Below are 26,143 nucleotides of genomic sequence, written 5' to 3' on the forward strand. Positions count from 1 at the left end.
CCCGCGCCGGCGGGCCCCCCCCCCCCCCCCCCCCCCCGCGCCCCCGCGGGGGGGCGCCCCCCCCGCTTCCGCGTTACGGCGGGGAATCAGCGTCGGTGGGTCAGGCGCTGCCAGAGGCGGCGTAGCGGCTTGCGGGGGCGGGGAAGTCGGGGGGCCCGGTCGCCGAGCATCCGGGTGGCGAGGGCCGTGGTGGCCGGGTCGACGGCGGGGATGGCCAGCGCGAGGTGGGCCAGCGAGGTCGCGATCGGCATCGGCCGCGCCTGGGCCACCGTCGCCACGTCGGCCAACCGCTCCGCCACCACCCGGGCCACGTCCGACCGCACCGCCGGGTCCACCCAGGCCGCGGTGACCAGGGCGAACAGCGCTGCTTCGGTGACCCAGTCCTCCACGCCCCAGACCAGGTCGAGCAGCACCTGTCGTCTCATCGAGCCGTCCCAGGGCTCGTCGGTGCGCTGGTGCAGCAGCCCCAGGCAGGCCCACACCTGCACCCCGCGTACCCAGATCGACGGATCCTGGGCGGCCAGCAGTCGCCCCAGCGCGTTGGCCGGCGGGGCGGGTGGGTGCACCAGCAGCCCGAGCAGGTCGTCCACGTCGAGCCCGGCCAGGCTCACGGCCGCGTCGTAGGCGGCCGGCGGGTGCGGCCACGCCGGTTGGGCCACCGCGCCGATCCGCGCGACCGCCGCCGCCGAGGGCGCGGGAAGCGCCGGCGTCGGCACATGCCCCGCGAAGGTCCACAGCCGCCGCGCGGACGCGCGCCGAGGCTCGTGCGGGTCCGGCTCGACCGAGCCCTCGACCTCGATCCGCAGCCCGGGCGCCACGGACGTTGCCGTCCGTACGGCGCTCGGTGGGGCTGCCGCCGCGAGGCGTACGACGCTGCCGACGCCATTGTCGTCATCCACGACCGCCTGTCGGAGCGCGTCCACCAGGGGGCCGCCGGCCGGCGTCAGTTGCCCGAGCCAGGGCCGCCCACGGCAGCACTGGGCCAGATCGCCGTGCTCGTGACTGTCGTCCGGGTGGTCACGGATGAAGTCGGCGAGCGCGACGAGGTGGGACACGTCGCCGTCGCGCAGGTGCCGCAGGCGGTGAGCGGTGTGCACCGCGCAGTCGAACGTCGGGTCGCGGGCCAGTGCCCGCTCGGTCCACTCCAGCGCGTCGTCGAGCCGGCCCGTGTCGGCGAGGGTGCCCGCGATGTCGGCGTAGATGGCCAGGTCGTCGGGGTTCAGGTCGACCGCCCGGTACAGGGCCGCGAGGGCGTCGCGGGTCCGGCCCGCGCTGCGGTACGCGTACCCGAGCCAGACCTCGCCCATCTTCGAGGGCTGGCACCGTACCCCTCGGCTGGCCCAGCGGATCGCCAGCGCGACCTCGCCGAGACGCCGGGCCAGCGCGGACGCCGCGCCCAGCAGCATCCCGTTCTCGGGATGGACGGTGACGGCGTTGCGGGCCAGCGTGAGGTACGGCGCGAGGGCGGCCCGGCCGGCGCGCGGCACCGGGTCGCCCAAGGCTGCGCAGACCTGCATGAGAACGCGGGCCAGGCGGTCCGGCTCCAGCCGCTCGGCCAGTTCGGGAGCGGTCACCCACGGCACGCCCGCCCACTCGGTGCCGGGCGCGTGGCTGGTCGCCGCGGCGAGCAGTTCCAGACCCTCGGCGGGGCGGCCGGCGGCGGCCAGCAGGTGGGCGCGGGCGACGGCCGCGCCCACGAAGGTGTGATGGTTGATCGGGAAGAGGTCCAGCCCGCCGCCGTCGGCCGCGGCGAGGCGGGCCAGCGTCTCGTGCACCTCGGGCAGGGTGGGCGCCCGCGTCAGCGCCCCGGCGAGGTGCCGGGCGGCGTGGTGGAGGTCACCCTCGCCCAGTGCCAGACGGGCCAGGGCCAGCTCCTCCGTCGCGGAGAGCGCGGGGTTGTCCCTTCCCTCGGGCACGGTGTCCTCTCGTCGCAGCTACTCGGCGGGGCCAGCGTAGTTGATGTTGAGATGATCAAGTGATCAACTGCGCACTGCTGCTCGAATAATTGCTCAGGTCAGCAAAATAGTGCAAGACTGAGCAGGAAACGCGCGGCAATCGCGCAAGAGGGGAGTGTCCGTGACAACCGCTGGGTCCGGAATGGCCGCCGACATCGATGAGCAGCCGGCCGGTTACGCGCGCCTGGTCGACAGCGCCAACGCGGCGGCGATCGCCCGGGTGGCCGCGGCCGTGGCCGAGCGTCGACCTCGGCACGTCGTCTTCACCGCCCGGGGCACGTCCGACCACGCCGCCCTCTACGGTGCGTATCTGACCGAGATCCGGCTCGGCCTGCCCGCCGGGCTCGCGTCGCCGAGCGTGGTCACCCTGTTCGGCGCGCGCCCCGACCTGTCCGACGCGCTCGTCGTCGGGGTCAGCCAGAGCGGTGGCTCGCCCGACCTGGCCGAGGTGCTGCGCGCCGCGCGGGCCTCCGGCGCGCTCACCCTCGCGGTGACCAACGCCCCCGGCTCCCCGCTGGCCGAGACGGCCGAGCTGAGCATCGACATCGCCGCCGGGCACGAGCGCGCGGTGGCGGCGACCAAGACGTACACCGCCGAACTGCTCGCCCTGCTGATGCTGGTGGAGGGAATCCGGGCCGGCGACGGCGTACTCCCGGCGGCCGAGCGGCAGGCGCTCGCCGCGCTGCCCGACCTGGCCGCGCGGACCCTGGCCGACGACACCCCGGCCCAGCTCGCGCCGCGCTACCGCTTCGCCCGCCAACTCGTCACCACCGGCCGGGGGTACGCCTACCCGACCGCCCGCGAGGCCGCGCTGAAGCTGATCGAGACCTCGTACCTGCCGGCGCTCGCCTTCTCCGGCGCCGACCTGCTGCACGGCCCGCTCGCGATGACCGACCCGGAGGTCCCGGTGCTCGCCGTGATCGGCTCCGGCCCCGGCGGCCGGTCGATGGGCGAGGTGCTGCCCCGCCTCGGCGAGCGCCGCGCCGACGTGGTGGTGGTCGGCTCCGCCGACGTGCCGGGCACCGCGCGACTCGCCGTCCCCGAGGTCGACGAGCGGTACGCCCCGCTGCTGGACATCCTGCCGTTGCAGCGCCTGGCGCTGGCGTTGGCACTGAGCCGCGGTGAGGACCCGGACGCACCGCGCGGCCTGAAGAAGGTCACCGCGACGATGTGAGGCGTGGCGCGGCGTGGCACCCTGGTCACCGTGTCCACGCTGCGCGACCTCGCCGAGGAGCACACCCACCTCCGTCCGGCCGACATCGACCACCTGCACCGGATCGCCGGTGACTGGCAGTTGCTCTCCGATCTGTCCTTCGCCGACCTGCTGCTCTGGGTGCCGGTGGACGCCGACGGGACGTTCCTCTGCGTCGCCCAGGTCCGTCCGACGACCGCGCCCACCGCGTACCAGGACGACCAGGTGGGCCGGATCATCGGCGGCTCGGAGGTGGCCCATCTCGGGGTCGCCTACTCCCAGGGGCGGATCTGGCGCGAGGGCGACCCGGTCTGGTACGGCGACGTGCCGGCCCGGCACGAGGCGATCCCGGTCCGGCTCCGCACCGCCGACGGCGAGGCCGGCGAGGTGATCGCCGTCGTCGGCCGGGACACCAACCTCTCCACCGCGCGTACGCCCAGCCAGCTCGAACTCAACTACCTGACCACCGCCGACGACCTGGCTCAGATGATCGCCGACGGCACCTTCCCGCCGCCCCGGCACCCGGGTGAGACCACCTCCGCACCCCGCGTCGGCGACGGCCTGGTGCGCCTGGACGCCGGTGGCAAGGTCACCTACGCGAGCCCGAACGCGCAGTCCGCGTACCGGCGGTTGGGCTACGCCTCCCACCTGGTGGGTGAGGACCTGGCCGCGCTGCACCGCCGGCTGGCCGGCGATCCGCTGGACGGCACCGAGGCGGCGAACGGCATCCTGGCCGCGCTGCGCGGCGAGGCGCCGCCCCGCCGGGAGATCGACGCGCGCGGCGCCACGATGCTCACCCGGGCGCTGCCGCTGATGCCCGCCGGTGTGCCGATCGGCGCGCTGGTGCTGGTGCGGGACATCACCGAGGTCCGTCGCCGTGATCGGGCGCTGATCACCAAGGACGCCACCATCCGGGAGATCCACCACCGGGTGAAGAACAACCTCCAGACCGTGGCCGCGCTGCTGCGGTTGCAGGCCCGCCGGGTGTCCATGCCGGAGGCCCGGGTCGCACTCGAGGAGTCCGTACGCCGGGTCGCCTCGATCGCCCTCGTGCACGAGACGCTCTCGATGTCGAGCGACGAGGCGGTCGAGTTCGACGGGATCGTCGACCGGGTGGCCAGCGCGGCCACCGAGGTCGCGGCGACCGAGGTGAGCGTCGGCATGCGTCGTCAGGGCAGCTTCGGCGTACTGCCGGCCGAGATCGCCACGTCGCTGGTGATGGTGCTCAACGAGCTGCTGCTCAACGCCGTCGAGCATGGCTTCCCACCGACGGACGAGGCCGAGGAGCCGGCCGCGCCCGCCGCCGCCTCGGGCATGGTGCCGGCCGCCGCTCCCGAGGTCGATCCGTCGCTGCGGCCCGAGGTGGTGGTCTCCGCGCACCGGTTCCGCAAGATGCTGCACGTATCGGTGACCGACAACGGGCGCGGGCTACCGCCCGAGTTCGACGCCGAACGCGGCAGCAGGCTCGGCCTCCAGATCGTCCGAGCCCTGGTCACGGGCGAGCTACGTGGCACCATCGAACTGCGCGCGGGCGCCAACGGCGGCACCGAGGCGCTGCTGATCGTCCCGCTGGCCCGCACCGCCCCGGACGGCCGCTCCCAGGGCTGAGCCGCCCTCTGCTGACGACCCCTTTCCGGGGCGGACACCAGAATGAGCGTGATGCCTGTGCGTCATCAAGATGACGCACAGGCATCACGCTCATCGCAGTGGGCCGGCCGCGCCTCTTGGGCGATGAGGTCGTCAGCCGACGCCGCGCGGGTCCGCCCGGTGGCTTGTGGGTCAGCGGCTGGTCAGCAGGGCTACGGTCAGGCCTGGGCGCTGCCAGACCTGGGCGACGGTGAATCGCGCGCGCAGCGCGTCGCCCTTGGTGCCCGGCACGGCGGCCAGCGGCTCGGCGTGCCGGCCGGCGACCACGAGCCAGACGCGTGCCGAGCCGGCCAGGCACTGCGCCGGTCGCGGACACTCGGCGGCCCACAGGTCGCCCCGGGCGACCTCGTCCTCGGTGACGAGCACGTCCCGTGGTGGGTCGTCGAGGTGGTACTGGATGCCCAGGTCGAGGAAGAGCCAACTGTGCCGGGGGGAGTAGACCACGGTGTCTCCGGGGCGCTGGCCGTCGGCGATCACCCGGGCAACGCCCGCGTAGTCCACCGGCGCGCTGCGCGGCCACTCGTGGGTCCGCCGCAGCGCGGCCTGGTCGGGAAGGCCGAGGAGCCCGGCCAGGACCACCATGGCCAGCGCGGCCGGCGCGGGCACCGACGCCAGCGCCGCGCCGGCCAGCAGGCAGGCGAACGGCGCCACGAAGACCAGGTAGCGGGGGACCCACAGCGGTACGACCGCGCCGGCCACGAAGAGCAGCAGGACCGGCAGCAGCACCGCGCTCAGCGGTAGCAGAGCACGCCGTCGGAGTTGGGCCGCGCCGAGCGCGGCGACCCCGACCAGCAGGCCGCCCACCACGCTGCTCTGGGCCACGCCGCCCGGCAGCGCGCTCAGGTCGTCCGGCCGTGCCAGGGCGACCCAGCTCAACTGCTCCGACCGCTGTGCGCGGGCATGCAGCAGCAGCGGTGTCACCACGAGCACGGCCGGCACCAGCGCGACCGCCCAGCGCCACACCCCCCGGTCCCGACCGCCGGGCTCGGCGATGCCGGCCACGGCGGGGCCTCTCCACCAGCAGATCAGCACGACCAGCGCGTGCGCGGCCAGCAGGGTGAGCGCGACCAGATGGGTGAGCCCGAGCGCGGCCACGGCGACGGCGTACCCGGCCCAACGGGCCCAACCCGGCCTGCGCAGCGCGGCCACCAGCATCAGCGTGGCGAGCACCGCGAGGGCGGTGGCCAAGGCGTACGGGCGGGCCTCCTGCCCGTACCGGGAGGTGCTGGGCAGCACCGCGAACAGCAGCCCGGCGAGGAGGCCGGCCCGCCTGTCGATCAGCCAGGCGCCCAGGACGGCGAGCAGCCCGGCGGCGACGGCCATCGCCACTGCGGCAGGCACCCGCAGGGCGGTCGTGGAGTCGCCGACGAGGGCTGTCCAGACGTGCATGAACAGGTAGTACGGTCCGGTGGCGGCGTCGATGGTTCCGGCCAGTCGAGCGAGTTCGCCCGGCGACCGGGTGGCGGCGCTCCAGGTCGCCAGCTCGTCGCGCCAGAGCTGGGCCGAGCCGATCCCGGTCAGCGTGATCGCCAGGGTCAGCAGTGCCGGAAGCAGCCAGACGGGCACGCCCCGCGCGACCCCGATCGCCTTCCCGGACAATCCGCCCACAGCCCCGAGCCTGCCATGCCGCCGAGGCCCCCGGGCTCACCCCGCAAAGTGCCGCGCTGACCTGGCCGCACCAAGCCGCGTCGATCTTGCAGTTTCGGTTGCCGATATGGGCGTGGTGCCCCTTGTCTCGCAACAGAACGTGCAAGATCGCGGGGCCGGGGAGGGGTTGACCCGTGATGTGGGATCCCACACGCGGACATTGGCCGGCCCCCATGGGGTGTGGCAGCATGGGCCCATGACCGCCGCAGTCGTCCGCCGGTTCGTGGCTCGTCGCCACGTCGATTACGGCCGCGTGCGCAGCGCGATCTGTCCGGCCTACTGACGACGCCCGACCAATCCGTCTCGGGCGCGCTCCGCGCCGGCTGTCTGAAGACACCGTTGTCCCGCCCGCTTCGCGGGCCGGCCGCCGCGCCCCGCGTAGCCCGAGGCACAGCAAACAACGGAGGACGCCGCGATGGCGGTCAGCAGCATCCCGGCCCGGTCCGGGGACCCGACGGCCCGGCCCGCCCGGCCGCCGCGCCGGCCCCGGGGTGAGGGTCAGTGGGCGCTCGGTCACCGCGAGCCGCTCAACCCCAACGAGCGGATCAAGAAGGACGACGACCCGCTCAACGTCCGCGCCCGCATCGAGAACATCTACGCGCACCGTGGCTTCGCCTCCATCGACCCGCAGGACCTGCGCGGCCGTTTCCGCTGGTGGGGCCTCTACACCCAGCGCAAGGCAGGCATCGACGGCGGGCGCACCGCCGTGCTGGAGCCGCACGAGCTGGAGGACGAGTTCTTCATGCTCCGGGTGCGCATCGACGGCGGCCAGCTCAGCCTGGCCCAGCTGCGCGTCATCGCGGACATCTCCCGGGAGTTCGCCCGCGACACCGCCGACATCACCGACCGGCAGAACATCCAGTACCACTGGATCCGCGTCGAGGACATGCCGGAGATCTGGCGTCGGCTCGAGTCGGTCGGCCTGCAGACGACCGAGGCGTGCGGCGACTGTCCGCGCATCGTGCTGGGCAGCCCGGTCGCCGGGGTGGCCCGTGACGAGCTGCTCGACCCGACCCCGGCGATCGACGAGATCGTCTCCCGGTACGTGGGCGACAAGCAGTACTCCAACCTGCCGCGCAAGTTCAAGACCTCCATCTCCTGGCTGGTCGACACGCCGTACGAGTCGAACGACATCGCCCTCCTCGGCGTCGACCACCCCGAGCACGGCCCCGGCTTCGACCTCTGGGTCGGCGGCGGGCTCTCCACCAACCCGATGCTGGCCCAGCGGCTCGGCGTCTGGGTGCCGCTGGCCGAGATCCCCGACGTGTGGGCCGGGGTGGTCGGCATCTTCCGCGACTACGGCTACCGCCGGCTGCGTAACCGGGCCCGGCTGAAGTTCCTGGTGGCCGACTGGGGTGTGGAGCGCTTCCGCGAGGTCCTGGAGAAGGAGTACCTGGGTCGTACGCTGCTCGACGGCCCCGCCCCGGAGCTGCCGGCGAAGCCGATCGACCACGTGGGCGTGCACGAGCAGGCCGACGGGCGGCACTACGTCGGGGCCGCACCGGTGGTCGGGCGGGTCTCGGGTGGGCAGCTCGCCCAACTGGCCGACGTGGTCGAGGCGCACGGCAGCGACCGGGTCCGGCTCACCCCGTACCAGAAGCTGCTGGTGCTCGACGTGCCGTCGGAGCGGACGGAGTCGCTCGTCGACGCGCTGCGCGGGATCGGCCTGGAGGCCCGGCCGTCGGCCTGGCGGCGCGGCACCATGGCATGCACCGGCATCGAGTACTGCAAGCTCGCCATCGTCGAGACCAAGGCCCGCGGCGAGGAGCTGGTGGCCCGGCTGGAGCAGCGGCTGCGCGACTTCGACGCGGACATTTCGATCCACATCAACGGCTGCCCGAACGCGTGCGCCCGTACCCAGGTGGCCGACATCGGCCTCAAGGGTCAGCTGGTGGTGGGCCCGGACGGCCGGCAGGTGGAGGGCTTCCAGGTGCACCTGGGCGGCGGGCTGGGCATGGCGCGGGGGCAGACCGCCGGTTTCGGCCGCAAGCTGCGCGGCCTCAAGACCACCGCCGAGGAGCTTCCGGAGTACGTGGAACGGCTGGCCCGTCGCTACCTGGCCGGGCGCAGCGAGGGCGAGACGTTCGCCAACTGGGTGATCAGAGTCGACGAGGAGGAACTGCGATGAGCAGCGAGAACCGAGCGGCACCCCTGTACTGCCCGTACTGCGGCGAGGAGGACCTGCGGCCGCACGAGGCAGGGCACGGCGCCTGGGAGTGCCACGCCTGCGCCCGGGTCTTCTCGGTGAAGTTCACCGGGCTGCTCTCGCAGGCGGTGACCCGATGAGTCTCGTCTCCGCCGCGAGCCTGCGCCTTGTCGGTCCGGGTGCCCAGACGTCGACCGAGCCGGCCGTTCGCAGCCCGGACGAGCTGCGCACGCTGGCCGAGGACGCCGCCCGGGACCTGGAGGGCGCCCCCGCGCTGGAGATCGCCCGGTGGGCGGCGCAGACGTTCGGCGACCGGTTCTGCGTCACCAGCTCGATGGCCGACGCCGTCCTGGCCCACCTGGTGTCCCGGGTCGCCCCGGGAGTGGACGTGGTCTTCCTCGACACCGGTCTGCACTTCCCCGAGACCCTCCGCGTACGCGACGAGGTCGCCCGTACGCTCCCGGTGAACGTCCGGTCGATCCGACCCCGGCTCACCGTGGGGCAGCAGGACGGCCAGTACGGTCCGCGACTGTTCAACAAGTCGCCGGACGACTGCTGCCAGTTGCGCAAGGTGGAGCCGTTGGAGCGGGCCCTGTCCGGGTACGACGCCTGGGCCGCCGGTCTGCGCCGGGACGAGTCGCCGACCCGGGCGAACACGCCGGTGGTGACGTTCGACGCCCGGCGCGGCAAGGTCAAGGTCAACCCGATCGCGGCCTGGTCGCAGGGGGACGTGGACGCCTACATCGCCCGCTGGAACGTGCCGGTCAACGAGCTGTTCAAGCAGGGGTACGGCTCGATCGGCTGCTGGCCGTGCACGCGCCGGACGAAGGCGGGCGAGGACCCGCGGGCCGGCCGGTGGGCCATGTTCGAGAAGACCGAGTGCGGGCTGCACGTCTGACCGCGTCGTCGACGACCCCGACCGGCCCGGGTGCGGCGGGCGGAGCGGACCCGGTGGTGCTGGTCGCGCACGGCAGCCGGGATCCACGCGCCGCCGAGGCCACCCGTGCGCTGGCCCGGGCGGTGTCGGCGGCCCGGTCGGGCCTGTCGGTGTGGGCGAGTTGGCTGGACCACACCGAGCCGGGACCGGCCGAGGTGCTGCGCACGCTGGCCGAGGCGGGGCACCGGAGCGCGGTGGTGGTGCCGCTGCTGCTGACCGCCGCGTACCACCGCCGGGTGGACATACCGGCGGCGGTGGCCGCCGCGACGGCGGCTGGGTCAACACTGACGGTACGGGTGACCGACGTGCTGGGCCCCGCGGACGGCACCGTGGCGCCGGCGTTGCTGGCGGGGCTGCGCCGTCGGCTGAGCGAGGTCACCCCGGGCCGCTTCGACGCCCTGGTGCTGGCCGCCGCGGGCACCCGGGACGCGCGTGCGCGTGGTTCCGTGGGCCGGGTGGCGGATGCGCTCGGCGCTGAGTTCGGGGCGCCCTGCCGGGTGTCGTACGCCTCGGCGGCCCCACCGGCGACGGGTGTGGCCGTAGCCCGGCTGCGGGCGGCCGGCGCGCGCCGGGTGGCGGTGTCCGCGTACTTCCTCGCGCCGGGCCTGTTCCACGACGCGGTGATCGAGTCGGCGCGGGCGGCCGGTGCCGTGGCGGTGGCGGCCCCGTTGACGGATGCGCCCGAGTTGGCCGAGTTGGTGCTGCACCGGGTCGACGAGTCGGTCTGACCGTTCGTCGGGGCGGGGACGGTTCCGGACAGCAGTACGCCCCGGCAGGCGAACCCGCCGGGGCGTACTGCTGTGTCGTTGGGGGATCAGGCGGAGTGAGCGCGCAGCACCCGGAGACCGCCGCGCCGCTTGACAGCGCGCCGCTCCTCCTCGCTCATCCCGCCCCAGACGCCGGCGTCCTGACCCGACTCGAGCGCCCACTGGAGGCACTGGTCGGTGACGGAGCAGCGCCGGCAGACGGCCTTGGCCTGCTCGACCTGCAGGAGAGCCGGTCCGGACGTCCCAATCGGGAAGAACAGCTCCGGGTCCTCGTCGCGGCAGACAGCATGGTGACGCCAGTCCATGGCGGCAACACTCCTCATTCTGGATGGGTAGCAATTTATTGCGGGTAGTGCTTTACCTATATGCATCCGCAGTGCCGATGGTGACCGTTCGCGTCTGACCATTCGGCAGTGCGTGAGCAGGCAGTTAGCCCCCGGGGACCTGCTGGAACAGCTCAACCTGACGAGCATATCCAGGCAATGTCCCGGTAACTCAAGTTCGCTTGTGAATACTTTCACGAACGCTCGTGATGTCAAGAGTGGCGCTCGGAAAAACTCTGGGCAGGTGAGCAAGCCCACAACCCATTTGTCCGGGTTCCAGTGCCTTCCTGGTTACCCGCCGTGCCACAGCCGAGGATCAATATAGTACAGTCCGCCTGACATTGCTGACATTTCCGGCACCTACCCCTCGGTGTGGCGGCGCCTGCCGGTGCGGTTGCGGCGCCGCGTCGACCAAGGGCAGTACCCGAGACCTAGCAGATTACTCTGAGTGCGGCCGGAATGGAGGTGAATCTGACTTTATCCCGCTCGCCAAGATAGTCGCCGTCGAGCTGGAACGCCTGCGGACGGCTGGAGAGCAGCGTGAACTCCGCAGTGTCATGGAGCCGCAACACCTGACGACCGTTCGGATCCGGCTGCCGGGACATGAACTGGGTCACTGTCCGTGTTGTGCTAGCCACCCGTAGCTGACGCAGCGCCAGCACGTCGAGGCCGAGATCGAACGACGCCTCCGGGTTCGGGTTGACCTCCCGATCACCCAGGTAGGTCCACGGCGCGGTGTTCTGGACGATGACGGTGGCCAACTCACCCTCCACCTCCTCACCCGGACGCTCCAGGCTGATCGCCGGATGCCGCCGGTCCGAGGCGAAGAAGTACTGGCTCATGATCGAGCGCAGGTAGAGCCCGGGAGTGGAGACCCGCCCCTTGCGGCGGGCCTGCTCCACGCGGTGGATCACGGCGGCGTCCAGGCCGAACCCGGCGCAGAAGGTGAAGTAGCGATCGTCCGCGCGGCCCAGCCCGACCGTGCGCTCCCGGCGCAGGCGCAGCCCTTCCAGGATCATGCTGGTCGCGTCCGGCCATTCCCGGGGCAGACCCAACGCGCGGGCGAACACGTTCGTCGAACCGCCTGGAACGGTGGCCAGCGCGGGCAGCTGCTCTGCCATCGAAGCGCCCTCGACGCCGGCCGGCGGTTCGGCCGTCATCAGGCCGTTCACCACCTCGTTCACGGTGCCGTCACCACCCAGGGTGACGACGAGGTCGACGCCCTCGGCAGCCGCCTCCCGGGCCAGCGCCATGGCGTGCCCCCGGCGACGGGTGTAGCGCACACTGAGATCGACTTCGCTGCGCAGCGCCCGGACAAGCACGTCCCGGCTGCGTTCGCTGGTGGTGGTGGCCTTCGGATTGACCACCAGGACGGCCCGCATGGGCGGCACTGTACCTCTCGTTAGCACGAGTATCGTGGCGCGCGTGACCATCGACTCGGCCCCGATTCCCGTCACGCTTCGCTGGGCGGTGCGGCTGCTGTGGGCGGAGGCGGTCGCCGTCGGGCTGATCGCGGTCTGGTTGGTCTGGGCGGACCTGACCGCCACCACCACCGACCTCGCGTCGGCGTTGCTGGTGACCGCGTTCGCCGTCGGGGCCGCCGCCGCACTCTGGGCGCTGGGCCGCGCGCTGCTGCGCCGACGGGCCGGCGCACGCGCCCCCGCGATCGTCCTTCAGCTGATGCTGCTGCCGATCGGCTGGTTCATGATCCAGGCCGGCCTGGGTTGGCTGGGCGTACCGCTGATGGCGCTCGGCCTGGGCGTCGGCTGGCTGCTCGTCAGCCCGCCCACGACCAAGGCCCTCGGTTTCGAGTGACCCCGACCGGCGGTACGCGGCGCAGCGCGCGTCCCTGCCCGGCGGAGCGCGCTCAGCGCGAGCGTGCGGCCCTACCCGGAACGCCGCGGCTCAGCTCGCGACCTGGCGCCGGGCCCGTCGGTCAGTAGCCGCCGGAGCGGCGGGTCAGCAACGAGATCGTCGCCCGGCCGTCGGCGGCCGTGGCGGACGCCGACGTCGTCAGCGCGGTGAGCACCTTCCAGGCGAAGGACGACTCGGCGGGCAGCGTGGCACCGCGGACGGTCGGCACGGTCACCTCGACGGTCAGCGCGTCGTTGGTGACGGAGAACCGACACTCCAACTCGGCGTCCCGAGTGGCGATGGCGAGCAGCATGGCGCACGCCTCGTCGACAGCGATCCGCAGATCCTCGATCTCGTCGAGGGCAAACTGCAGCCGGGCCGCGAGGCCGGCGGTGGCGGTGCGGAGCACGCCGAGGTAACCGCCGTCGGCGGGCACCGTGAGGTGCACCACGTCGTCGTCGGTCGCTGGCTGGCCGGTCAGTTGAGTCACGCTCATCCCCCCGGTCGGGGACTCTACCCGGTCAGTCGCCCGGGTGCGTGTCGGCGGCCTCCGCCTGAGCGGCGAGATCCCGCAGGGCGTCACCACTGAGCCGGTACGGGACCCACTCGCTCATCTGCTCCGCGCCGATCGAGGCGTAGAAGCCGGCGGCCGGATTCCACTCGATCATCCACCACTCCAGCCGCCGGTATCCCCGGCGTACGCAGATGTCGGCCAGCGTGGCGAGCAGCAGTCGACCCGCGCCGGTGCCCCGGGCGGCCGGGGAGACGTAGAGGTCCTCCAGGTAGATGCCGTGCACTCCGGCCCAGGTGGAGAAGTTGAGGAACCACAGGGCGAAGCCGACCGGCTCGTCGCGCTCGTCGACCGCGACGTGACCGAAGAGCGCCGGCGCAGTCGCGAAGAGCGCCGAGGTGAGCTGGTCGTCGGTGAGGTGGCACTGCTCGGGGGCGCGTTCGTACTCCGCCAACTCGTGCACCATGGCGACGACGGCCGGTACGTCCTGGGGACGTACCGGCCGGATCGTCGGGGTGACGGGGGTGGTCACGCCTTCTTGGTCTCCCAGAAGATCTTCGCGATCTCGTCGATCTTCGCGAGGAGCTGGTCGGCGGTGGCCGGGTCGAGGCTGCCCTTGACGCCACTGGCGCCAGCGAGCTTGGTGGCCTCGTTGAACAGGGTGTGCAGGTTCGGGTACTTCTCGAAGTGCGGCGCCTTGAAGTAGTCGGTCCAGAGCACCCACAGGTGGTGCTTGACCAGCTCGGCGCGCTGCTCCTTGATGATGACCGCCCGGGTGCGGAACTCCGGGTCGGTGTTCGCCTGGTACTTCTCGCAGATCATTTTGACCGACTCGGCCTCGATCCGGGCCTGGGCCGGGTCGTAGACGCCGCACGGCAGGTCGCAGTGAGCGCTCGCGGTGACGCGGGGCGCAAGGATGCGCGGAAGTCGCATCGGGATCCTCCAGGAAAAGTTTGCGATGATCAAAGGCGACATTACTCCTGAGAATGCTCCCCGAACCGGGCGGAGGTGAAACCAGTGCGCGCCGATCACCCGGGTGAGGCGCCCCGCCTGCGCGGCCCGCTGACGGCGGTCGCGGTGATCGGCCCGTCCATGGCGCCGACGCTGCGGCACGGCGACGCGGTGCTGGTCCGCTCGGGCGGACGTTCGACCCGACCCGGTGACGTGGTGGTCGCGGTCTTCCGGACGCGGCCGGAGCTGCTGGTCGTCAAGCGTGCGGTCCGGCCGCAGGACGGTGGCTGGTGGCTACGCGGCGACAACGACCTGATCACCGACGACTCCCGGGCGTACGGCGTGGCGGACGTACGGGGTCGGGTGGTGGCGCGCTACTGGCCGCGCCCCGGACGGGTGCCTCGTCGCCTGATATGACCCTGCTCACATCCGGGGGGCAGGGTCGACACTATGCTCGGAAAGTGCCCGGGTGACCCCCCGCGCCGCGTGCCATTGCTCGCCGCCCACCTCGCGGCCGGGCCCGCCGCCTCACATCTGCTCGACAGATCCTGGAGTCACCGCCATGTCTTCGTCCATCGTGGACCCCGCTGATCCCGTCTTCCAACTGCACGTCGGCGGCAAGATGGCCGTCGCGTCGACGGTGCCGCTCACCAGCCGCGAGGACCTCTCCCTCGCGTACACCCCGGGGGTGGCCCGGGTGTGCGAGGCGATCGCCGCCGATCCCGACCTGGCCGACGACTACACCTGGGCGTCGCACGCGGTCGCGGTGGTGACCGACGGCTCGGCGGTGCTGGGGCTCGGCAACATCGGACCGCGCGCCGCGCTGCCGGTGATGGAGGGCAAGGCGGTGCTGTTCAAGCAGTTCGCCGGGGTGGACGCGGTGCCGGTCTGCCTGGACACCCAGGACGTGGACGAGATCATCGCGGTGGTGCGGGCGCTGGCCCCGTCGTTCGGCGGGATCAACCTGGAGGACATCAGCGCGCCGCGCTGCTTCGAGATCGAGCGGCGACTCGACGAGGCGCTGGACATCCCGGTCTTCCACGACGACCAGCACGGCACCGCCATCGTGGTGCTCGCCGCGCTGCGCAACGCCGCCGCCCTGCTCAACCGCAAGCTCGGTGACCTGCGGGTCACGGTGAGCGGCGCGGGCGCGGCCGGCGTGGCCGTGACCAAGATGCTCATCGCCGGGGGCGTCAACCCCGACCATGTGGTGGTCTGCGACTCCAAGGGGATCATCGGCCCGCACCGCGCCGAGCTGACCGGTGGCAAGGCCGAGCTGGCGGCGAGCACCAACGCCGACGGCCGCCAGGGCGACATCACCGAGGCCCTGCGCGACGCCGACGTGCTGATCGGCGTCAGTGGAGGCGAGATCCCGGAGGCCGCCGTCGCCGGTATGGCACCCGGCGGGATCGTGTTCGCGCTGGCCAACCCGACTCCGGAGGTGCACCCCGAGGTGGCTGCCCGGCACGTCGCGGTGGTCGCCACCGGCCGCAGCGACTACCCCAACCAGATCAACAACGTGCTGGCGTTCCCCGGGGTGTTCCGCGGCGCGCTGGACGCGCGGGCCACCCGGATCACCGAGGGGATGAAGGTCGCCGCCGCCGACGCCATCGCCGGCGTGGTGGCCGAGTCGCTGACCGCCGACGCGATCGTCCCGTCGCCGCTCGACCCGCGTGTCGCCCCGGCCGTCGCCGAGGCCGTCGCCGAGGCCGCCCGCCGCGACGGCGTGGCCCGGCGGTGAGCCTTTCTTAACGAGCGCTCAGCTTGTTACCGTGCCGATCATGCGTGCTGCCTTCGCCACCCGCTTCGACGACGCCGATCCGCTCGCCGCCCTCACGGTCGGTGAGCGGCCCGAGCCGACCCACCCGGAGGACGACTGGGTGACCGTGCAGGTGAGCGCCACCTCGCTCAACCACCACGACCTCTGGTCGCTGCGCGGGGTGGGGCTCACCGAGGCCCAGTTGCCGATGATCCTCGGTTGCGACGCGGTCGGCGTGGACGCCGAGGGCAACGAGGTGGTCGTCTACCCGGTCGTCGTCACTCCCAGTGACCCGCGCGGAGTCTCCATCCTCTCCGAGCACTTCGCCGGGACCCTCGCCGAGCGGGTCGCCGTACCCCGGGCGAACCTGATCCCGCTGCCCGACGGCATGGCGGCGACCGACGCGGCGTGCCTGCCCACGGCCTGGCTGACCGCGTGGCGGATGCTGACCACCAAGGGCCGCGTCGCGGACGCCGACAGCGTGCTGGTGCAGGGCGCGGGAGGCGGCGTCGCCACGGCGGCCGTCGCGCTCGCCGTCGCGATGGGCAAGCGGGTGTACGCGACCAGCCGCGACGCCGCCAAGCGCGAGCGGATCACCGCGCTCGGGGCCACCGCCCTGGACTCCGGTGCCCGGCTGCCGGAGCGGGTCGACGTGGTGATCGAGACGGTCGGCGCGGCGACCTTCGAGCACTCGATGAAGTCGGCCGCCCCGATGGCCCGGATCGTGGTCTCCGGCGCCACCGCCGGCCACCAGCCGTCGGTCAACCTGCGCCGGCTCTTCGCCATGCAGTTGGAGATCCTGGGCACGTCGATGGGCACCCCCGGGGAGCTGTACGAGCTGCTGGCGTTCTGCGCCGAGAACGAGGTCCGCCCGGTGGTGGACAGCGTGATCCCGTTCAGCCGGGTCGAGGACGCCTTTGCCCGCCTGCACTCCGGCGAAGCCTTCGGCAAGATCGTCGTCGACCACACGGCCTGACCGCGGCCCCGCCCCCGCCCCGGCCCGCCTCGCCCCCGGCCCGGCCCGCCCTCGCCCCCGGCCCGGCCCGCCCCGCCTCGCCTCGGCTCGCGAAGATCCGCGCAACTTCGGGGAAACTGCTGCGTCCCGGCGCGCTGAGGCAGCACTATCCCTGATGCTGCGCGGATCTTGGGCGTGGTTCAGAGGTGGTCGTCGAAGGTGGCGATGTCGCCGCGCGTCGCATCGGTGGAGATGCGCTTCCTGGCCTCCGCATCGCCGTACAGCGACCAGCGCAGGAACTCGACGGACGTGTCCGAGACGACCCGCAGCGTCGCGGTGTCGCCGAGCAGCGCCCGCCCGTGGTCGCCCTTGGGCAGGCTGAGCAGCGCCTTCGGCCAGGGCACCTTGTCGTACGCCGCCTTGCCCGCCGCGTAGTCGACCACCTCGTCCAGCTCGCCGTGCACGAACAGTTGCGGCGCGGCCGCACCGGCGAACGCGGTGCCCACCCCGAGCGCCGTGCCAGCGAACACCACACCCGCGTCCAGCCGCTCGTCCCGACCGGCGGTGAAGAGGCCGATGGTCGTCACCCCACCGGCCGAGTGCCCGGCCGCAGCCACGCGCTCGCCGTCCAACCGGCTGCGTAGTCCGTCGCCGGCCGTGCCGTCCAGCGCCAACACCTGGTCCAGCGCGTACGACACGTCGGCCGGCTGGTTGAGCACGTCGAGGACGTTGTTGTCGGTGCCCTTGGAAGTGTGCGGGAACGTCGGCGCGGCCACCACGAAACCGGCCGCCGCCCAGCGGGTCAGCAGCTTGGCATAGTCGTCCGGTCGCCCACCCAGGCCGTGACTGAACATCACCACCGGGAACCGGCCCTCGGCGGCCGTCGCCGACCGCTTGGGCGCGCCGCCGGACTGCCCGGCCGCCGGGTACCAGAGCGTCGTCGGCAGCACCCGGCCGTCCCGGTTCAGCTTGAGTTGGCGTACGCCCACCGCGAAGGTGTTCTTCGGGGCCACTCCGGCGGCGACCTTCGGGGTCGACGCGGCGGCGGTCGTCGGCTCGGCCGGCGGCGTCTGCCCGCTCGCGCTCGGGCGGGTGTCCGCTGAGCAGCCGACCAGGCCGGCGATGAGCACGATGCTGGCCATCAGTGCGGGAGTGACGCGTCGGGGCATGGACTCAATTGTGCCCCGTCCGACGGTGCGGGCCGGAGGGCTTGGGCGGGGTGTACGGGCCCGATCACCGCCAGGGTGAACGTGGTGCCCTTGAGCGGGTCCTCCAGCTGCGGCAGGGCGCGGAGGGCGACCAGCCGTGCGCCCCGTCCCACCGTCGGTGTCGGGACGCGCACCGCGCCCCGCCGTCCGGCCCGGCTCTGCCCGCCGCCCGGTCGGGTCACCTCCGCCGGCCGGTTCGATGGGATCGCGGAGGTGGGGGCGGTGCGTCGGGTACGGCTTCGCTAGGGTCACCGGCATGGCTGAGAATTACACCGACCCCAGCGGCAACACCGAGGCGTTCCGCGCCTTCAACCAGACGCCGGAGGCCACCGGCCCGGCCGACGCGCCGTCCCGGCTGCCGCTCATCGTCGGTGCGGTGGTCGTCGTGCTGCTGGTGGCCGTCGTCGCCTGGTTGGCAATGAGCTGACCAGCCCGCGTGGCAAGGCCCTGACCATCCGCGTGGCAAGGCGCTGATCGGGCGGGTCGGGGCGGCCTCAGGTCGTCCCGACCACGTCCCGGGTCTGCCGGGCGATCTCCCGTTCCTCGTCGGTGCGGATGACGCAGACGCTCACCTCGGCGCCGTCGGGCGAGATCACCCGGTCGCCCTCGCCGTCGTTGCGGGTGTCGTCCACGCTGATGCCGAGCCGTTCCAGGCCGGCCAGCGCGGCGGACCGCACCGGCGCGGCGTGCTCGCCCACCCCGGCGGTGAACGCGATCGCGTCGACGTGGCCGAGCAGCGCGTAGTACGCCCCGACGTACCCGGTGATTCGCCGGCAGTAGACGTCGAAGGCCAGCGCGGCGGCCCGGTCCCCGGCGGCCCGGCGTTGCAGCACCTCGCGCATGTCGTTGGCGCCGGTCAGGCCGAGCAGGCCGCTGCGGTGGTTGAGCAGGTCGTCGATTTCGTCGACCGACAGGCCGCCCTCCCGCCACAGGTGGAAGATCACCGTGGGGTCGAGGTCGCCGCTGCGGGTGCCCATGACCAGCCCTTCGAGGGGCGACATACCCATCGAGGTGGCGACGCTGCGGCCACCGGCGACTGCGCAGGCGCTCGCCCCGTTGCCCAGGTGCAGGGTGATCGTGTTGAGCTGCTCGTACGGGCGGCCCAGCAGCTCGGCGGTACGCCGGGAGACGTACGCGTGCGAGGTGCCGTGGAAGCCGTACCGGCGGATGTCGTACCGCTCGGCAGTGTCCCGGTCGATCGCGTAGGTCGCGGCGGCCTCCGGCAGGGTGTGGTGGAACGCCGTGTCGAAGACGGCGACCTGCGGTACGTCCGGCAGGGCCGCCCGGGCCACCTCGATGCCGGCCAGGTTTGCCGGGTTGTGCAGCGGGGCGAGCGGGAACAGGTCCTTGATCGCGGCCAGCACCGCGTCGTCGACGAGCATCGGGGCGGTGAACGTCCGGCCGCCGTGCACGACCCGGTGCCCGATGGCCGTAAGCCCGCCCAGGTCCAGCCCGTCCAGGATCTGCCGGACCGCGCCGGCGTGGTCCGCCGGGCCGCCGCCGGGCTCGCCGACCCGCTCGACGGTGCCCTGGCCGAGCGTGTCGTCCCCGTCGTAGTGCCGCCACTTCACCGACGACGACCCGCAGTTGAGCACCAGTACCCGACTCATGACGCCTCCCCGGCGGCAGCCTGGATGGCGGTGATCGCCACCGTGTTCACGATGTCCGGCACCAGCGCGCCCCGGGACAGGTCGTTCACCGGCCGGCGCAGGCCCTGCAACACCGGGCCGACGGCGATCGCCCCGGCGGAGCGCTGCACCGCCTTGTACGTGTTGTTGCCCGTGTTCAGGTCGGGAAAGATGAAGACCGTGGCGTGCCCGGCGACCGGGCTGTCCGGCAGTTTGGTCGCCGCCACCGCCGGGTCGATCGCCGCGTCGTACTGGATCGGTCCCTCGACCAGCAGGTCGGGCCGGCGTTCCCGGACGATCGCGGTGGCCTCGGCGACTTTTTTCACGTCGGCGCCCGCGCCGGAACTGCCGGTGGAGTACGACAGCATGGCCACCCGGGGCTCGATGCCGAACCGTGCGGCGGTGTCTGCCGACGAGATCGCGATGTCGGCGAGCTGGGCCGCGTCCGGGGCGCGGTTCACCGCGCAGTCGCCGTAGACCAGGACCCGGTCGCGGAGCAGCATGAAGAAGACGCTGGAGGCCACCGAGACGTCCGGGACGGTACGGATGATCTCGAAGGCGGGTCGGATGGTGGCGGCGGTGGTGTGCGTGGCGCCGGAGACCATGCCGTCGGCGTGCCCGGTGGCCACCATGAGCGTGCCGAAGTAGTTGGGCTGGGCCACGATGTCGTACGCCAGCTCGGCGGTGACCCCCCGGTGGGCGCGCAACCGCGCGTACTCGGCGGCGAACTCGTCGTGCCACCCGCTGGTGGTCGGGTCGACGAGCCGCGCGTCGCCGAGGTCGATGCCCAGCTCACGGGTACGGCGGGCGATGTCGTCGGGACGGCCGAGCAGCGTCAGGTCGGCCACGCCCCGGCGCAGCAGGATCTCCGCCGCCCGCAGGATCCGCTCGTCGGTGCCCTCGGGGAGCACCAGGTGGCGGCGCTGCGAGCGGGCCCGGTCGATCAGCTCGTTCTCGAACATCAGCGGGGTGACCCGCGTCGATCGGCTGACCCGTAGCCGGCGGGCCAGGTCATCGGTGTCCACGCAGCGCTCAAACGCGCCCAGCGCGGCCTCCACCTTGCGCGGGTTGGCCACGCTGGGCCGCCCCTCGATCCGGCTGGACGCCTCGACCGTGTCGTAGCTGTCGCTGCTCACGGACAGCACCGCCAGGCCGGTGTTCAGACCCTCCACCAGCCGCATCACCCGGGGATCGGGCTGCTCGCCCAGGGTGAGCACCAATCCGGCCACCGACACCTGCCCGGCCACGTGCGCCGCGCTGGCGGCGACGAGCAGGTCGGCCCGGTCGCCGGGGGTGATCACCAGCGCCCCCTCGGTGAGGTGGCCCAACAGGGTCGGCACGTGCGCCGCGCCGACCACGAAGTCCAGCACGTCCCGGCCGAGCGCGGCGTCGTCCCCGGCGAGCAGGGTGGCGCCGAGCGCCGCCGCCACCTCGGCCACCGTCGGCGCCGACACGCTCGGCACCTCCGGGATGGCGTACGCGGGCACCGGCAGCTCCGGCAGCGTCATCGGCCCGGGCACCCGGTTGGCGATCACCGCGAGCACTGTCGCGCCCAGGTCGGCCACATCGTGGTACGCCCCGCGCATGGCCGCCGCGACGGCCGCCGGCTCCTGCTCGTAGCCGTCCACCACCGGCACCACGACGCTGCCGAACTCCGTGGCCAACCGGGCGTTGAAGGCCAGCTCGCGGGGGTGCGCCGGGTCTCCCGGCTCGTCGAAGTCGCTACCGACGACGACGACCGCCGAGCACTGCCGTTCCACCGCCCGGTACCGCTCCACGATCGCGGAGATCAGCTCCTCGCGGCGGCCGTCGGCCACCAGCGCGGCTGCCTCCGTGTAGGTGGCCCCGGCCAGCTCGCCGATCGGCACCTCGACCCGGTACCGCTCGCTGAGCAGGGCGAGGATCGGGTCGGGCCCGACGTCGGCCACCAGCGGCCGGAACACACCGATCCGCCCGACCTGCCGCGACAACAACTCGGCCAGTCCGAGGGCGATGGTCGACTTGCCTCCGCCCGAACCCACGCTGGTCAAATACACGCTGCGAGCCACAGCCCCCACCCTAGAAGATCGCGAGTGTGCCGAACCGCGTGGGCTGAGAAGGGACCCGAGTTCGCGCATTTCGCCGGCCGGTCGGCGAGGTGTTCAGGTCCTCCTTTGCTCTGCTTCAACCCGCGCAACACCTGGTGTCCGGATATCGGACGCGCGCCGTTGCGCCCGTTGAAGCAGAGCAAAGGACGCACGACACAGGTGCCGACCCCTCGCCAGCAGCGTCAAGCCGGTCCCCGCCGAGGGCCACGGGGTGGCCGTGGACTCAGGCGTCTTCGTCGTCGGGGTCGTCCAGGCGGGCCAGGTAGGTGGCCAGGCGTTCGATGGGGGTTTCGAAGTCGGGGTTGAGGTCGACGAAGTCGCGCAGGCGCTCGCCCAGCCACTCCAGGGTCACCTGCTCGTCGCCCCGGCGTTCGACCAGTTCCTCGATGCCACGGTCGGTGAAGTACACGGCGTACGTCCTCGTGCTCGGCCCGGCACGCGCCGGGCGGTTCGGTGATCGGATGGACCGACGCGAGCCGGGGCAGGACCGTGGGAACGGCCCTGCCCCGGCTGTCGCGGTGCGGTCAGGTCACGGGCGGGGGAGTGCCGCCTCGATGAGCGCGGTCTGCTCGACCTCGTGGGTCTTGGCCGAGCCGACCGCCGGGGCCGCCGCGGCCGGGCGGGAGATCCGCCGCAGCCGCACGTCGGTGAGGTGCTCCAGCAGGTTGAGCGCGACGAACGACCAGGCGCCCTGGTTGGCCGGCTCCTCCTGCACCCAGGCGAAGTCCTCCGCATTCGGGTACTGCGCCAGAGCGGCGCGGATCTCCTCCACCGGCAGCGGGTACAGCTGCTCGATCCGGAGGATCGCGGTGTCGGTGACGCCGCGCTCCTGCCGGGCCTGGAACAGGTCGTAGTAGACCTTGCCGGAGCAGAGCAGCACCCGCTTCACCTCCTCCGGCGCCGGTGCGGCCGTGTCGCGCAGCACCGGCTGGAAGGTGCCGGTGGTGAAGTCCTCCACCGGGGAGACGCAGAGCTTGTGCCGCAGCAGCGACTTGGGCGTGAACACCACGAGCGGCTTGCGCTTCGGCGAGAGGGCCTGGCGGCGCAGCAGGTGGAAGTAGTTCGCCGGGGTCGTCGGGATGGCGACCCGCATGTTGTCCTCTGCGCACATCTGCAGGAACCGCTCCGGGCGGCCGGAGGTGTGGTCCGGGCCCTGACCCTCGTGACCGTGCGGCAGCAGCAGGGTGACGGCGGAGCGCTGGCCCCACTTCACCTCGCCGGACGAGATGAACTCGTCGATCACCGACTGGGCGCCGTTGACGAAGTCACCGAACTGGGCCTCCCAGGCGACCAGCGCGTTGACGTTCTCCACCGAGTAGCCGTACTCGAAGCCCATCGCCGCGTACTCGCTGAGCAGCGAGTCGTGGACGAAGAACCGGGAGCGTTCACCGTCTCCGGTGAGCGACTTCAGCGGCAGGTAGTCGTCGCCGGTGCGGGAGTCGACCACCGAGGCGTGCCGCTGGACGAAGGTGCCGCGACGCGAGTCCTGCCCGGCGAGCCGGACCGTGACGCCGTCGTGCAGCAGCGCCCCGAACGCGATGATCTCGCCGAAGCCCCAGTCGATGTTGCCCTCGACGGACATCTTGGCCCGCCGGTCGAGCAACTGCTGGATGCGCTTGTGCGGGGTGAAGCCCTCCGGCAGGTTGATGTGCGCCTCGCCGACCGCCTTGACGACGGCGGCGTCGGTGGCGGTGTCGACCGCCGGCTCCGGCTCCTCCTCGCGGCGCGGCCGGTTGAGCTGGCGCGGCGCGGCAGCGGCGTCCCGGGTGGCCTTGAAGACCTTCTCGAGCTGCGCCTGGTAGTCGCGCAGCAGCTCCTCGGCGTCCTCCACGGTGATGTCGCCGCGACCGATCAGCTCCTCGGTGTAGAGCTTGCGCACCGAACGCTTCGAGTCAATGATCTTGTACATCTGAGGGTTGGACATCGACGGGTCGTCGCCCTCGTTGTGGCCGCGCCGGCGGTAGCAGACCATGTCGATCACGACGTCCTTGTTGAACGCCTGCCGGTATTCGAAGGCCAGCCGGGCCACCCGGACCACGGCCTCCGGGTCGTCGCCGTTGACGTGGAAGATCGGCGCCTGGATCATCCGGGCCACGTCGGTGCTGTAGAGGCTGGACCGGCTGTATTCCGGGGCGGTGGTGAAGCCGACCTGGTTGTTGACCACCACGTGCACGGTGCCGCCGGTGCGGTAGCCGCGCAGCTGCGACAGGTTGAGCGTCTCGGCGACCACACCCTGCCCGGCGAACGCGGCGTCACCGTGCACCGCCAGCGGCAGCACGGTGTAGCCCTCCAGCTTGAGGTCGATCCGGTCCTGCTTGGCCCGGACGATGCCCTCCAGCACCGGGTCGACGGCCTCCAGGTGCGACGGATTCGCCACCACCGACACCTTCACGGCGTGCGCGCCGTCCGGGGTGGTGAACTTGCCGTTCTGGCCCAGGTGGTACTTCACGTCGCCGGAGCCCTGCGTGGAGCGCGGGTCCAGGTGGCCCTCGAACTCCGAGAAGATCTTCTCGTACGGCTTGCCGACGATGTTGGCCAGCACGTTGAGCCGGCCCCGGTGGGCCATGCCGATGACGACCTCGTCCAGCCCGTTCTCGGCGGAGGACTCCAACATCTCACCGAGCAGCGGGATCAGCGACTCGCCGCCCTCCAGCGAGAAGCGCTTCTGGCCGACGTACTTGGTCTGGAGGAAGGTCTCGAACGCCTCGGCGGCGTTGAGCCGGTTGAGCACGTGCTTCTGCTCGTCGGCCGACGGCTTCTCGTACTTGCGCTCGATCCGCTCCTGGATCCAGCGCCGCTCCTCCGGGTCCTGGATGTGCATGTACTCGATGCCGACCCGGCGGCAGTACGAGTCGCGCAGCACGCCGAGGATCTCGCGCAGCTTCATCCGCTGCCGGCCGGCGAAGCCGTTGACCGGGAACTCGCGGTCCAGGTCCCACAGGGTCAGCCCGTGCTGGAGGACGTCCAGGTCGGGGTGCTTGCGGATCTTGAACTCGAGCGGGTCGGTGTCGGCCATCAGGTGACCGCGCACACGGTACGCGTGGATCAGCTCGTGCACCCGGGCGGTCTTGTTGATCTGACCCTCGGAGTTGACGGCCACGTCCCGCATCCAGCGCACCGGCTCGTACGGGATGCGCAGCGAGGTGAAGATCTGGTCGTAGAAGCCGCGCTCGCCCAGGATCAGTTGGTGCATCACCTTGAGGAACTCGCCGGACTGCGCACCCTGGATGATCCGGTGATCGTACGTGCTGGTCAGCGTGATGATCTTGCTGACGGCCAGCTCGGCGAGGGTGGCCTCGGACATGCCCTGGTAGGGGGCCGGGTACTCCATCGCGCCGACGCCGATGATCGCGCTCTGCCCCTGCATGAGCCGCGGCATCGAGTGCACGGTGCCGATGCCGCCCGGGTTGGTCAGCGAGATCGTGGTGCCGCTGTAGTCCTCCATGGTCAGCTCGTTGCGCCGCGCCCGCCGGACCACGTCCTCGTACGCCTGCCAGAACTGCCGGAAGTCCATCTGCTCGCAGCCCTTGATGGAGGGGACCACCAGGTTGCGGCTGCCGTCCGGCTTGGCCAGGTCGATGGCGATGCCGAGGTTGACGTGCGCCGGGCGGATCACGGCCGGCTTGCCGTTGGCCTCGGCGAACGAGTTGTTCATCTCGGGGTGCTCGACCAGCGCGCGAACCATCGCGTAGCCGACCAGGTGGGTGAAGCTGACCTTGCCACCCCGCCCACGGGCGAGGTGGTTGTTGATCACGATGCGGTTGTCGACCAGCAGCTTCGCCGGGACCGCGCGCACGCTGGTCGCGGTCGGCACGCTCAGCGAGGCGTCCATGTTCTGGACGATCTTCGCGGCGACACCCCGCAGCGGCGTGGTCTGCGGGCCGTCGGAGCTCGGCGCGGGCGCCTTCGCGGCCGGCTTGGCCGGGGTCTCCTTGGCCGGCGCCGGGGCGCTCTTGGCCGGGGTGGCGGCGGTCGGCGCGGGTGCCTTCGCCGCCGGCTTGGCACTCGGCTGCGCGGCGGCCGGCTGGCTCACCGTGGCTGCCGCCTCCGGCTGGCCGTCCGGCTCGGGGGCGGCGGCCGGCTTGCCGGCGCTCTCCGCCCCGCGCGGTGTCGCGGCGCCCGGCGCTGGTCGGTAGTCGGCGAAGAAGTCGTGCCAGGCCGAATCGACGCTCGTGGGGTCGGCGACGTACCGCTGGTACATCTCCTCGACGATCCACTCGTTCGGGCCGAAACCCGCCAGTGGGTTCTCCTGCGAAGTCTGCTGGGTCGACACGGCCGGTAATCGCCTCTTTCACGCGGGTTTGTGTGTCACGCGGTGTCCGCCGCGCCCGGTCAAGGAGGACGGACAGAACGACTCCCAGGCTACGCCGTACGGATCGCCCCGGCATTTCCGCCTCGGTCGGGTGGCCGGATTCACAGAAGATGCCAGAAGTTCGGCAACCCCTGCGGTGATCGCGGTCGGCTGCTACGGCGGGACTGAGTATCCCTACGGATGTCCGAGGGCCCTCCTCCGCGAGGATCGGGCCCATGGATCAACACGGGGCACGGGGTGCTACGGCAGGAGCATGGCGGTGCT

23 protein-coding genes are annotated in these 26,143 nt (G+C 72.3%); 11 read left to right on the forward strand and 12 right to left on the reverse strand.

Annotation, left to right across the window (positions count from 1 at the left end; translation table 11 throughout):
- Positions 1 to 86 precede the first annotated feature (86 nt).
- Positions 87 to 1,916 carry a tetratricopeptide repeat protein gene (locus ACLQ24_RS10880; protein WP_425890880.1) on the reverse strand — a complete coding sequence of 610 codons (1,830 nt, stop codon included), beginning with the start codon at positions 1,914 to 1,916 and terminating at the stop codon, positions 87 to 89.
- Positions 1,917 to 2,097: 181 nt separating this feature from the next.
- Between ACLQ24_RS10880 and ACLQ24_RS10885 the strand changes: the two genes are divergently transcribed.
- Together ACLQ24_RS10885 and ACLQ24_RS10890 are read left to right on the forward strand one after the other, a co-directional pair.
- Positions 2,098 to 3,129, forward strand: a complete 1,032-nt coding sequence (locus ACLQ24_RS10885) for an SIS domain-containing protein (protein ID WP_425890949.1) — start codon at positions 2,098 to 2,100, stop codon at positions 3,127 to 3,129.
- 30 nt (positions 3,130 to 3,159) lie between these two features.
- The gene (locus ACLQ24_RS10890; RefSeq protein ID WP_425890951.1) at positions 3,160 to 4,755 is read left to right on the forward strand and encodes a histidine kinase N-terminal domain-containing protein; all 1,596 of its coding nucleotides are present in this window, start codon (positions 3,160 to 3,162) and stop codon (positions 4,753 to 4,755) included.
- Between the two features lie 171 nt (positions 4,756 to 4,926).
- On the opposite strand, the gene ACLQ24_RS10895 is transcribed toward ACLQ24_RS10890, so the two are convergent.
- Positions 4,927 to 6,402, reverse strand: a complete 1,476-nt coding sequence (locus ACLQ24_RS10895; protein WP_425890881.1) for a glycosyltransferase family 39 protein — start codon at positions 6,400 to 6,402, stop codon at positions 4,927 to 4,929.
- Between the two features lie 454 nt (positions 6,403 to 6,856).
- On the opposite strand from ACLQ24_RS10895, the gene ACLQ24_RS10900 reads away from it, so the two are divergent.
- From ACLQ24_RS10900 to ACLQ24_RS10915, 4 genes are read left to right on the forward strand one after another with little or no spacing between them, the layout of a single operon-like run.
- Positions 6,857 to 8,569, forward strand: coding sequence for a nitrite/sulfite reductase (locus ACLQ24_RS10900; protein WP_425890882.1), 1,713 nt, complete (start codon positions 6,857 to 6,859; stop codon positions 8,567 to 8,569).
- Positions 8,566 to 8,727 (forward strand): hypothetical protein, encoded by a 162-nt coding sequence (locus ACLQ24_RS10905; protein WP_354858473.1) that lies wholly within the window; start codon positions 8,566 to 8,568, stop codon positions 8,725 to 8,727. Before ACLQ24_RS10900 ends, ACLQ24_RS10905 begins: the two co-directional genes overlap by 4 nt.
- A complete protein-coding gene (locus tag ACLQ24_RS10910; protein WP_425890885.1) occupies positions 8,724 to 9,485 on the forward strand; it encodes a phosphoadenylyl-sulfate reductase in 762 nt (253 codons plus the stop codon). Before ACLQ24_RS10905 ends, ACLQ24_RS10910 begins: the two co-directional genes overlap by 4 nt.
- On the forward strand, positions 9,467 to 10,252 hold the full coding sequence (locus ACLQ24_RS10915; protein WP_425890886.1) for a sirohydrochlorin chelatase: 786 nt from the start codon (positions 9,467 to 9,469) through the stop codon (positions 10,250 to 10,252). Before ACLQ24_RS10910 ends, ACLQ24_RS10915 begins: the two co-directional genes overlap by 19 nt.
- An 86-nt stretch (positions 10,253 to 10,338) precedes the next feature.
- Here ACLQ24_RS10915 and ACLQ24_RS10920 read toward each other — a convergent pair whose 3' ends face one another.
- Together ACLQ24_RS10920 and ACLQ24_RS10925 are read right to left on the reverse strand one after the other, a co-directional pair.
- A complete protein-coding gene (locus tag ACLQ24_RS10920) occupies positions 10,339 to 10,596 on the reverse strand; it encodes a WhiB family transcriptional regulator (RefSeq protein ID WP_007072794.1) in 258 nt (85 codons plus the stop codon).
- Positions 10,597 to 11,045: 449 nt separating this feature from the next.
- Positions 11,046 to 11,996: a diacylglycerol/lipid kinase family protein gene (locus ACLQ24_RS10925; protein ID WP_425890888.1), complete on the reverse strand. Its 951-nt coding sequence runs from the start codon at positions 11,994 to 11,996 to the stop codon at positions 11,046 to 11,048.
- Positions 11,997 to 12,039: 43 nt separating this feature from the next.
- Between ACLQ24_RS10925 and ACLQ24_RS10930 the strand changes: the two genes are divergently transcribed.
- Positions 12,040 to 12,429, forward strand: a complete 390-nt coding sequence (locus ACLQ24_RS10930) for a hypothetical protein (protein WP_425890889.1) — start codon at positions 12,040 to 12,042, stop codon at positions 12,427 to 12,429.
- Positions 12,430 to 12,550: 121 nt separating this feature from the next.
- On the opposite strand, the gene ACLQ24_RS10935 is transcribed toward ACLQ24_RS10930, so the two are convergent.
- From ACLQ24_RS10935 to sodN, 3 genes are read right to left on the reverse strand one after another with little or no spacing between them, the layout of a single operon-like run.
- On the reverse strand, positions 12,551 to 12,958 hold the full coding sequence (locus ACLQ24_RS10935) for an ATP-binding protein (RefSeq protein ID WP_355237623.1): 408 nt from the start codon (positions 12,956 to 12,958) through the stop codon (positions 12,551 to 12,553).
- Positions 12,959 to 12,989: 31 nt separating this feature from the next.
- Positions 12,990 to 13,511 (reverse strand): GNAT family N-acetyltransferase, encoded by a 522-nt coding sequence (locus ACLQ24_RS10940; protein WP_425890891.1) that lies wholly within the window; start codon positions 13,509 to 13,511, stop codon positions 12,990 to 12,992.
- Positions 13,508 to 13,912 carry a superoxide dismutase, Ni gene (gene sodN / locus ACLQ24_RS10945; protein ID WP_355050524.1) on the reverse strand — a complete coding sequence of 135 codons (405 nt, stop codon included), beginning with the start codon at positions 13,910 to 13,912 and terminating at the stop codon, positions 13,508 to 13,510. Before sodN ends, ACLQ24_RS10940 begins: the two co-directional genes overlap by 4 nt.
- Positions 13,913 to 13,996: 84 nt before the next feature.
- Here sodN and ACLQ24_RS10950 point away from each other — a divergent pair, with 84 nt between their 5' ends.
- From ACLQ24_RS10950 to ACLQ24_RS10960, 3 genes are all read left to right on the forward strand, one after another.
- Entirely contained in the window at positions 13,997 to 14,347 is a 351-nt protein-coding gene (locus ACLQ24_RS10950; protein ID WP_425890892.1) for a S24/S26 family peptidase, read from the forward strand.
- 145 nt (positions 14,348 to 14,492) lie between these two features.
- Entirely contained in the window at positions 14,493 to 15,671 is a 1,179-nt protein-coding gene (locus ACLQ24_RS10955; RefSeq protein ID WP_425890894.1) for an NAD(P)-dependent malic enzyme, read from the forward strand.
- Positions 15,672 to 15,702: 31 nt separating this feature from the next.
- Complete coding sequence (locus tag ACLQ24_RS10960) at positions 15,703 to 16,665, forward strand: zinc-binding dehydrogenase (protein ID WP_425890895.1); 963 nt, start codon at positions 15,703 to 15,705, stop codon at positions 16,663 to 16,665.
- A gap of 179 nt (positions 16,666 to 16,844) precedes the next feature.
- Here the strand turns inward: ACLQ24_RS10960 and ACLQ24_RS10965 are convergent, their stop codons facing one another.
- On the reverse strand, positions 16,845 to 17,813 hold the full coding sequence (locus tag ACLQ24_RS10965; RefSeq protein WP_425890896.1) for an alpha/beta hydrolase family protein: 969 nt from the start codon (positions 17,811 to 17,813) through the stop codon (positions 16,845 to 16,847).
- Positions 17,814 to 18,108: 295 nt separating this feature from the next.
- Here ACLQ24_RS10965 and ACLQ24_RS10970 point away from each other — a divergent pair, with 295 nt between their 5' ends.
- A complete protein-coding gene (locus ACLQ24_RS10970) occupies positions 18,109 to 18,279 on the forward strand; it encodes a hypothetical protein (RefSeq protein ID WP_425890898.1) in 171 nt (56 codons plus the stop codon).
- Between the two features lie 67 nt (positions 18,280 to 18,346).
- Here the strand turns inward: ACLQ24_RS10970 and ACLQ24_RS10975 are convergent, their stop codons facing one another.
- The 4 genes from ACLQ24_RS10975 to ACLQ24_RS10990 all read right to left on the reverse strand — a co-directional run bounded on the left by ACLQ24_RS10975 (position 18,347) and on the right by ACLQ24_RS10990 (position 25,840).
- Positions 18,347 to 19,462, reverse strand: coding sequence for an acetate/propionate family kinase (locus ACLQ24_RS10975; protein WP_425890899.1), 1,116 nt, complete (start codon positions 19,460 to 19,462; stop codon positions 18,347 to 18,349).
- Entirely contained in the window at positions 19,459 to 21,537 is a 2,079-nt protein-coding gene (pta, locus tag ACLQ24_RS10980; protein ID WP_425890901.1) for a phosphate acetyltransferase, read from the reverse strand. Before pta ends, ACLQ24_RS10975 begins: the two co-directional genes overlap by 4 nt.
- A 253-nt stretch (positions 21,538 to 21,790) precedes the next feature.
- Entirely contained in the window at positions 21,791 to 21,976 is a 186-nt protein-coding gene (locus ACLQ24_RS10985) for a DUF6104 family protein (protein ID WP_007464679.1), read from the reverse strand.
- A gap of 120 nt (positions 21,977 to 22,096) precedes the next feature.
- On the reverse strand, positions 22,097 to 25,840 hold the full coding sequence (locus ACLQ24_RS10990; RefSeq protein WP_425890903.1) for a multifunctional oxoglutarate decarboxylase/oxoglutarate dehydrogenase thiamine pyrophosphate-binding subunit/dihydrolipoyllysine-residue succinyltransferase subunit: 3,744 nt from the start codon (positions 25,838 to 25,840) through the stop codon (positions 22,097 to 22,099).
- Positions 25,841 to 26,143: the final 303 nt, after the last annotated feature.

Origin of the sequence: Micromonospora sp. DT4 (genome assembly GCF_049841675.1) — a bacterium.
Lineage (GTDB): Bacteria > Actinomycetota > Actinomycetes > Mycobacteriales > Micromonosporaceae > Micromonospora.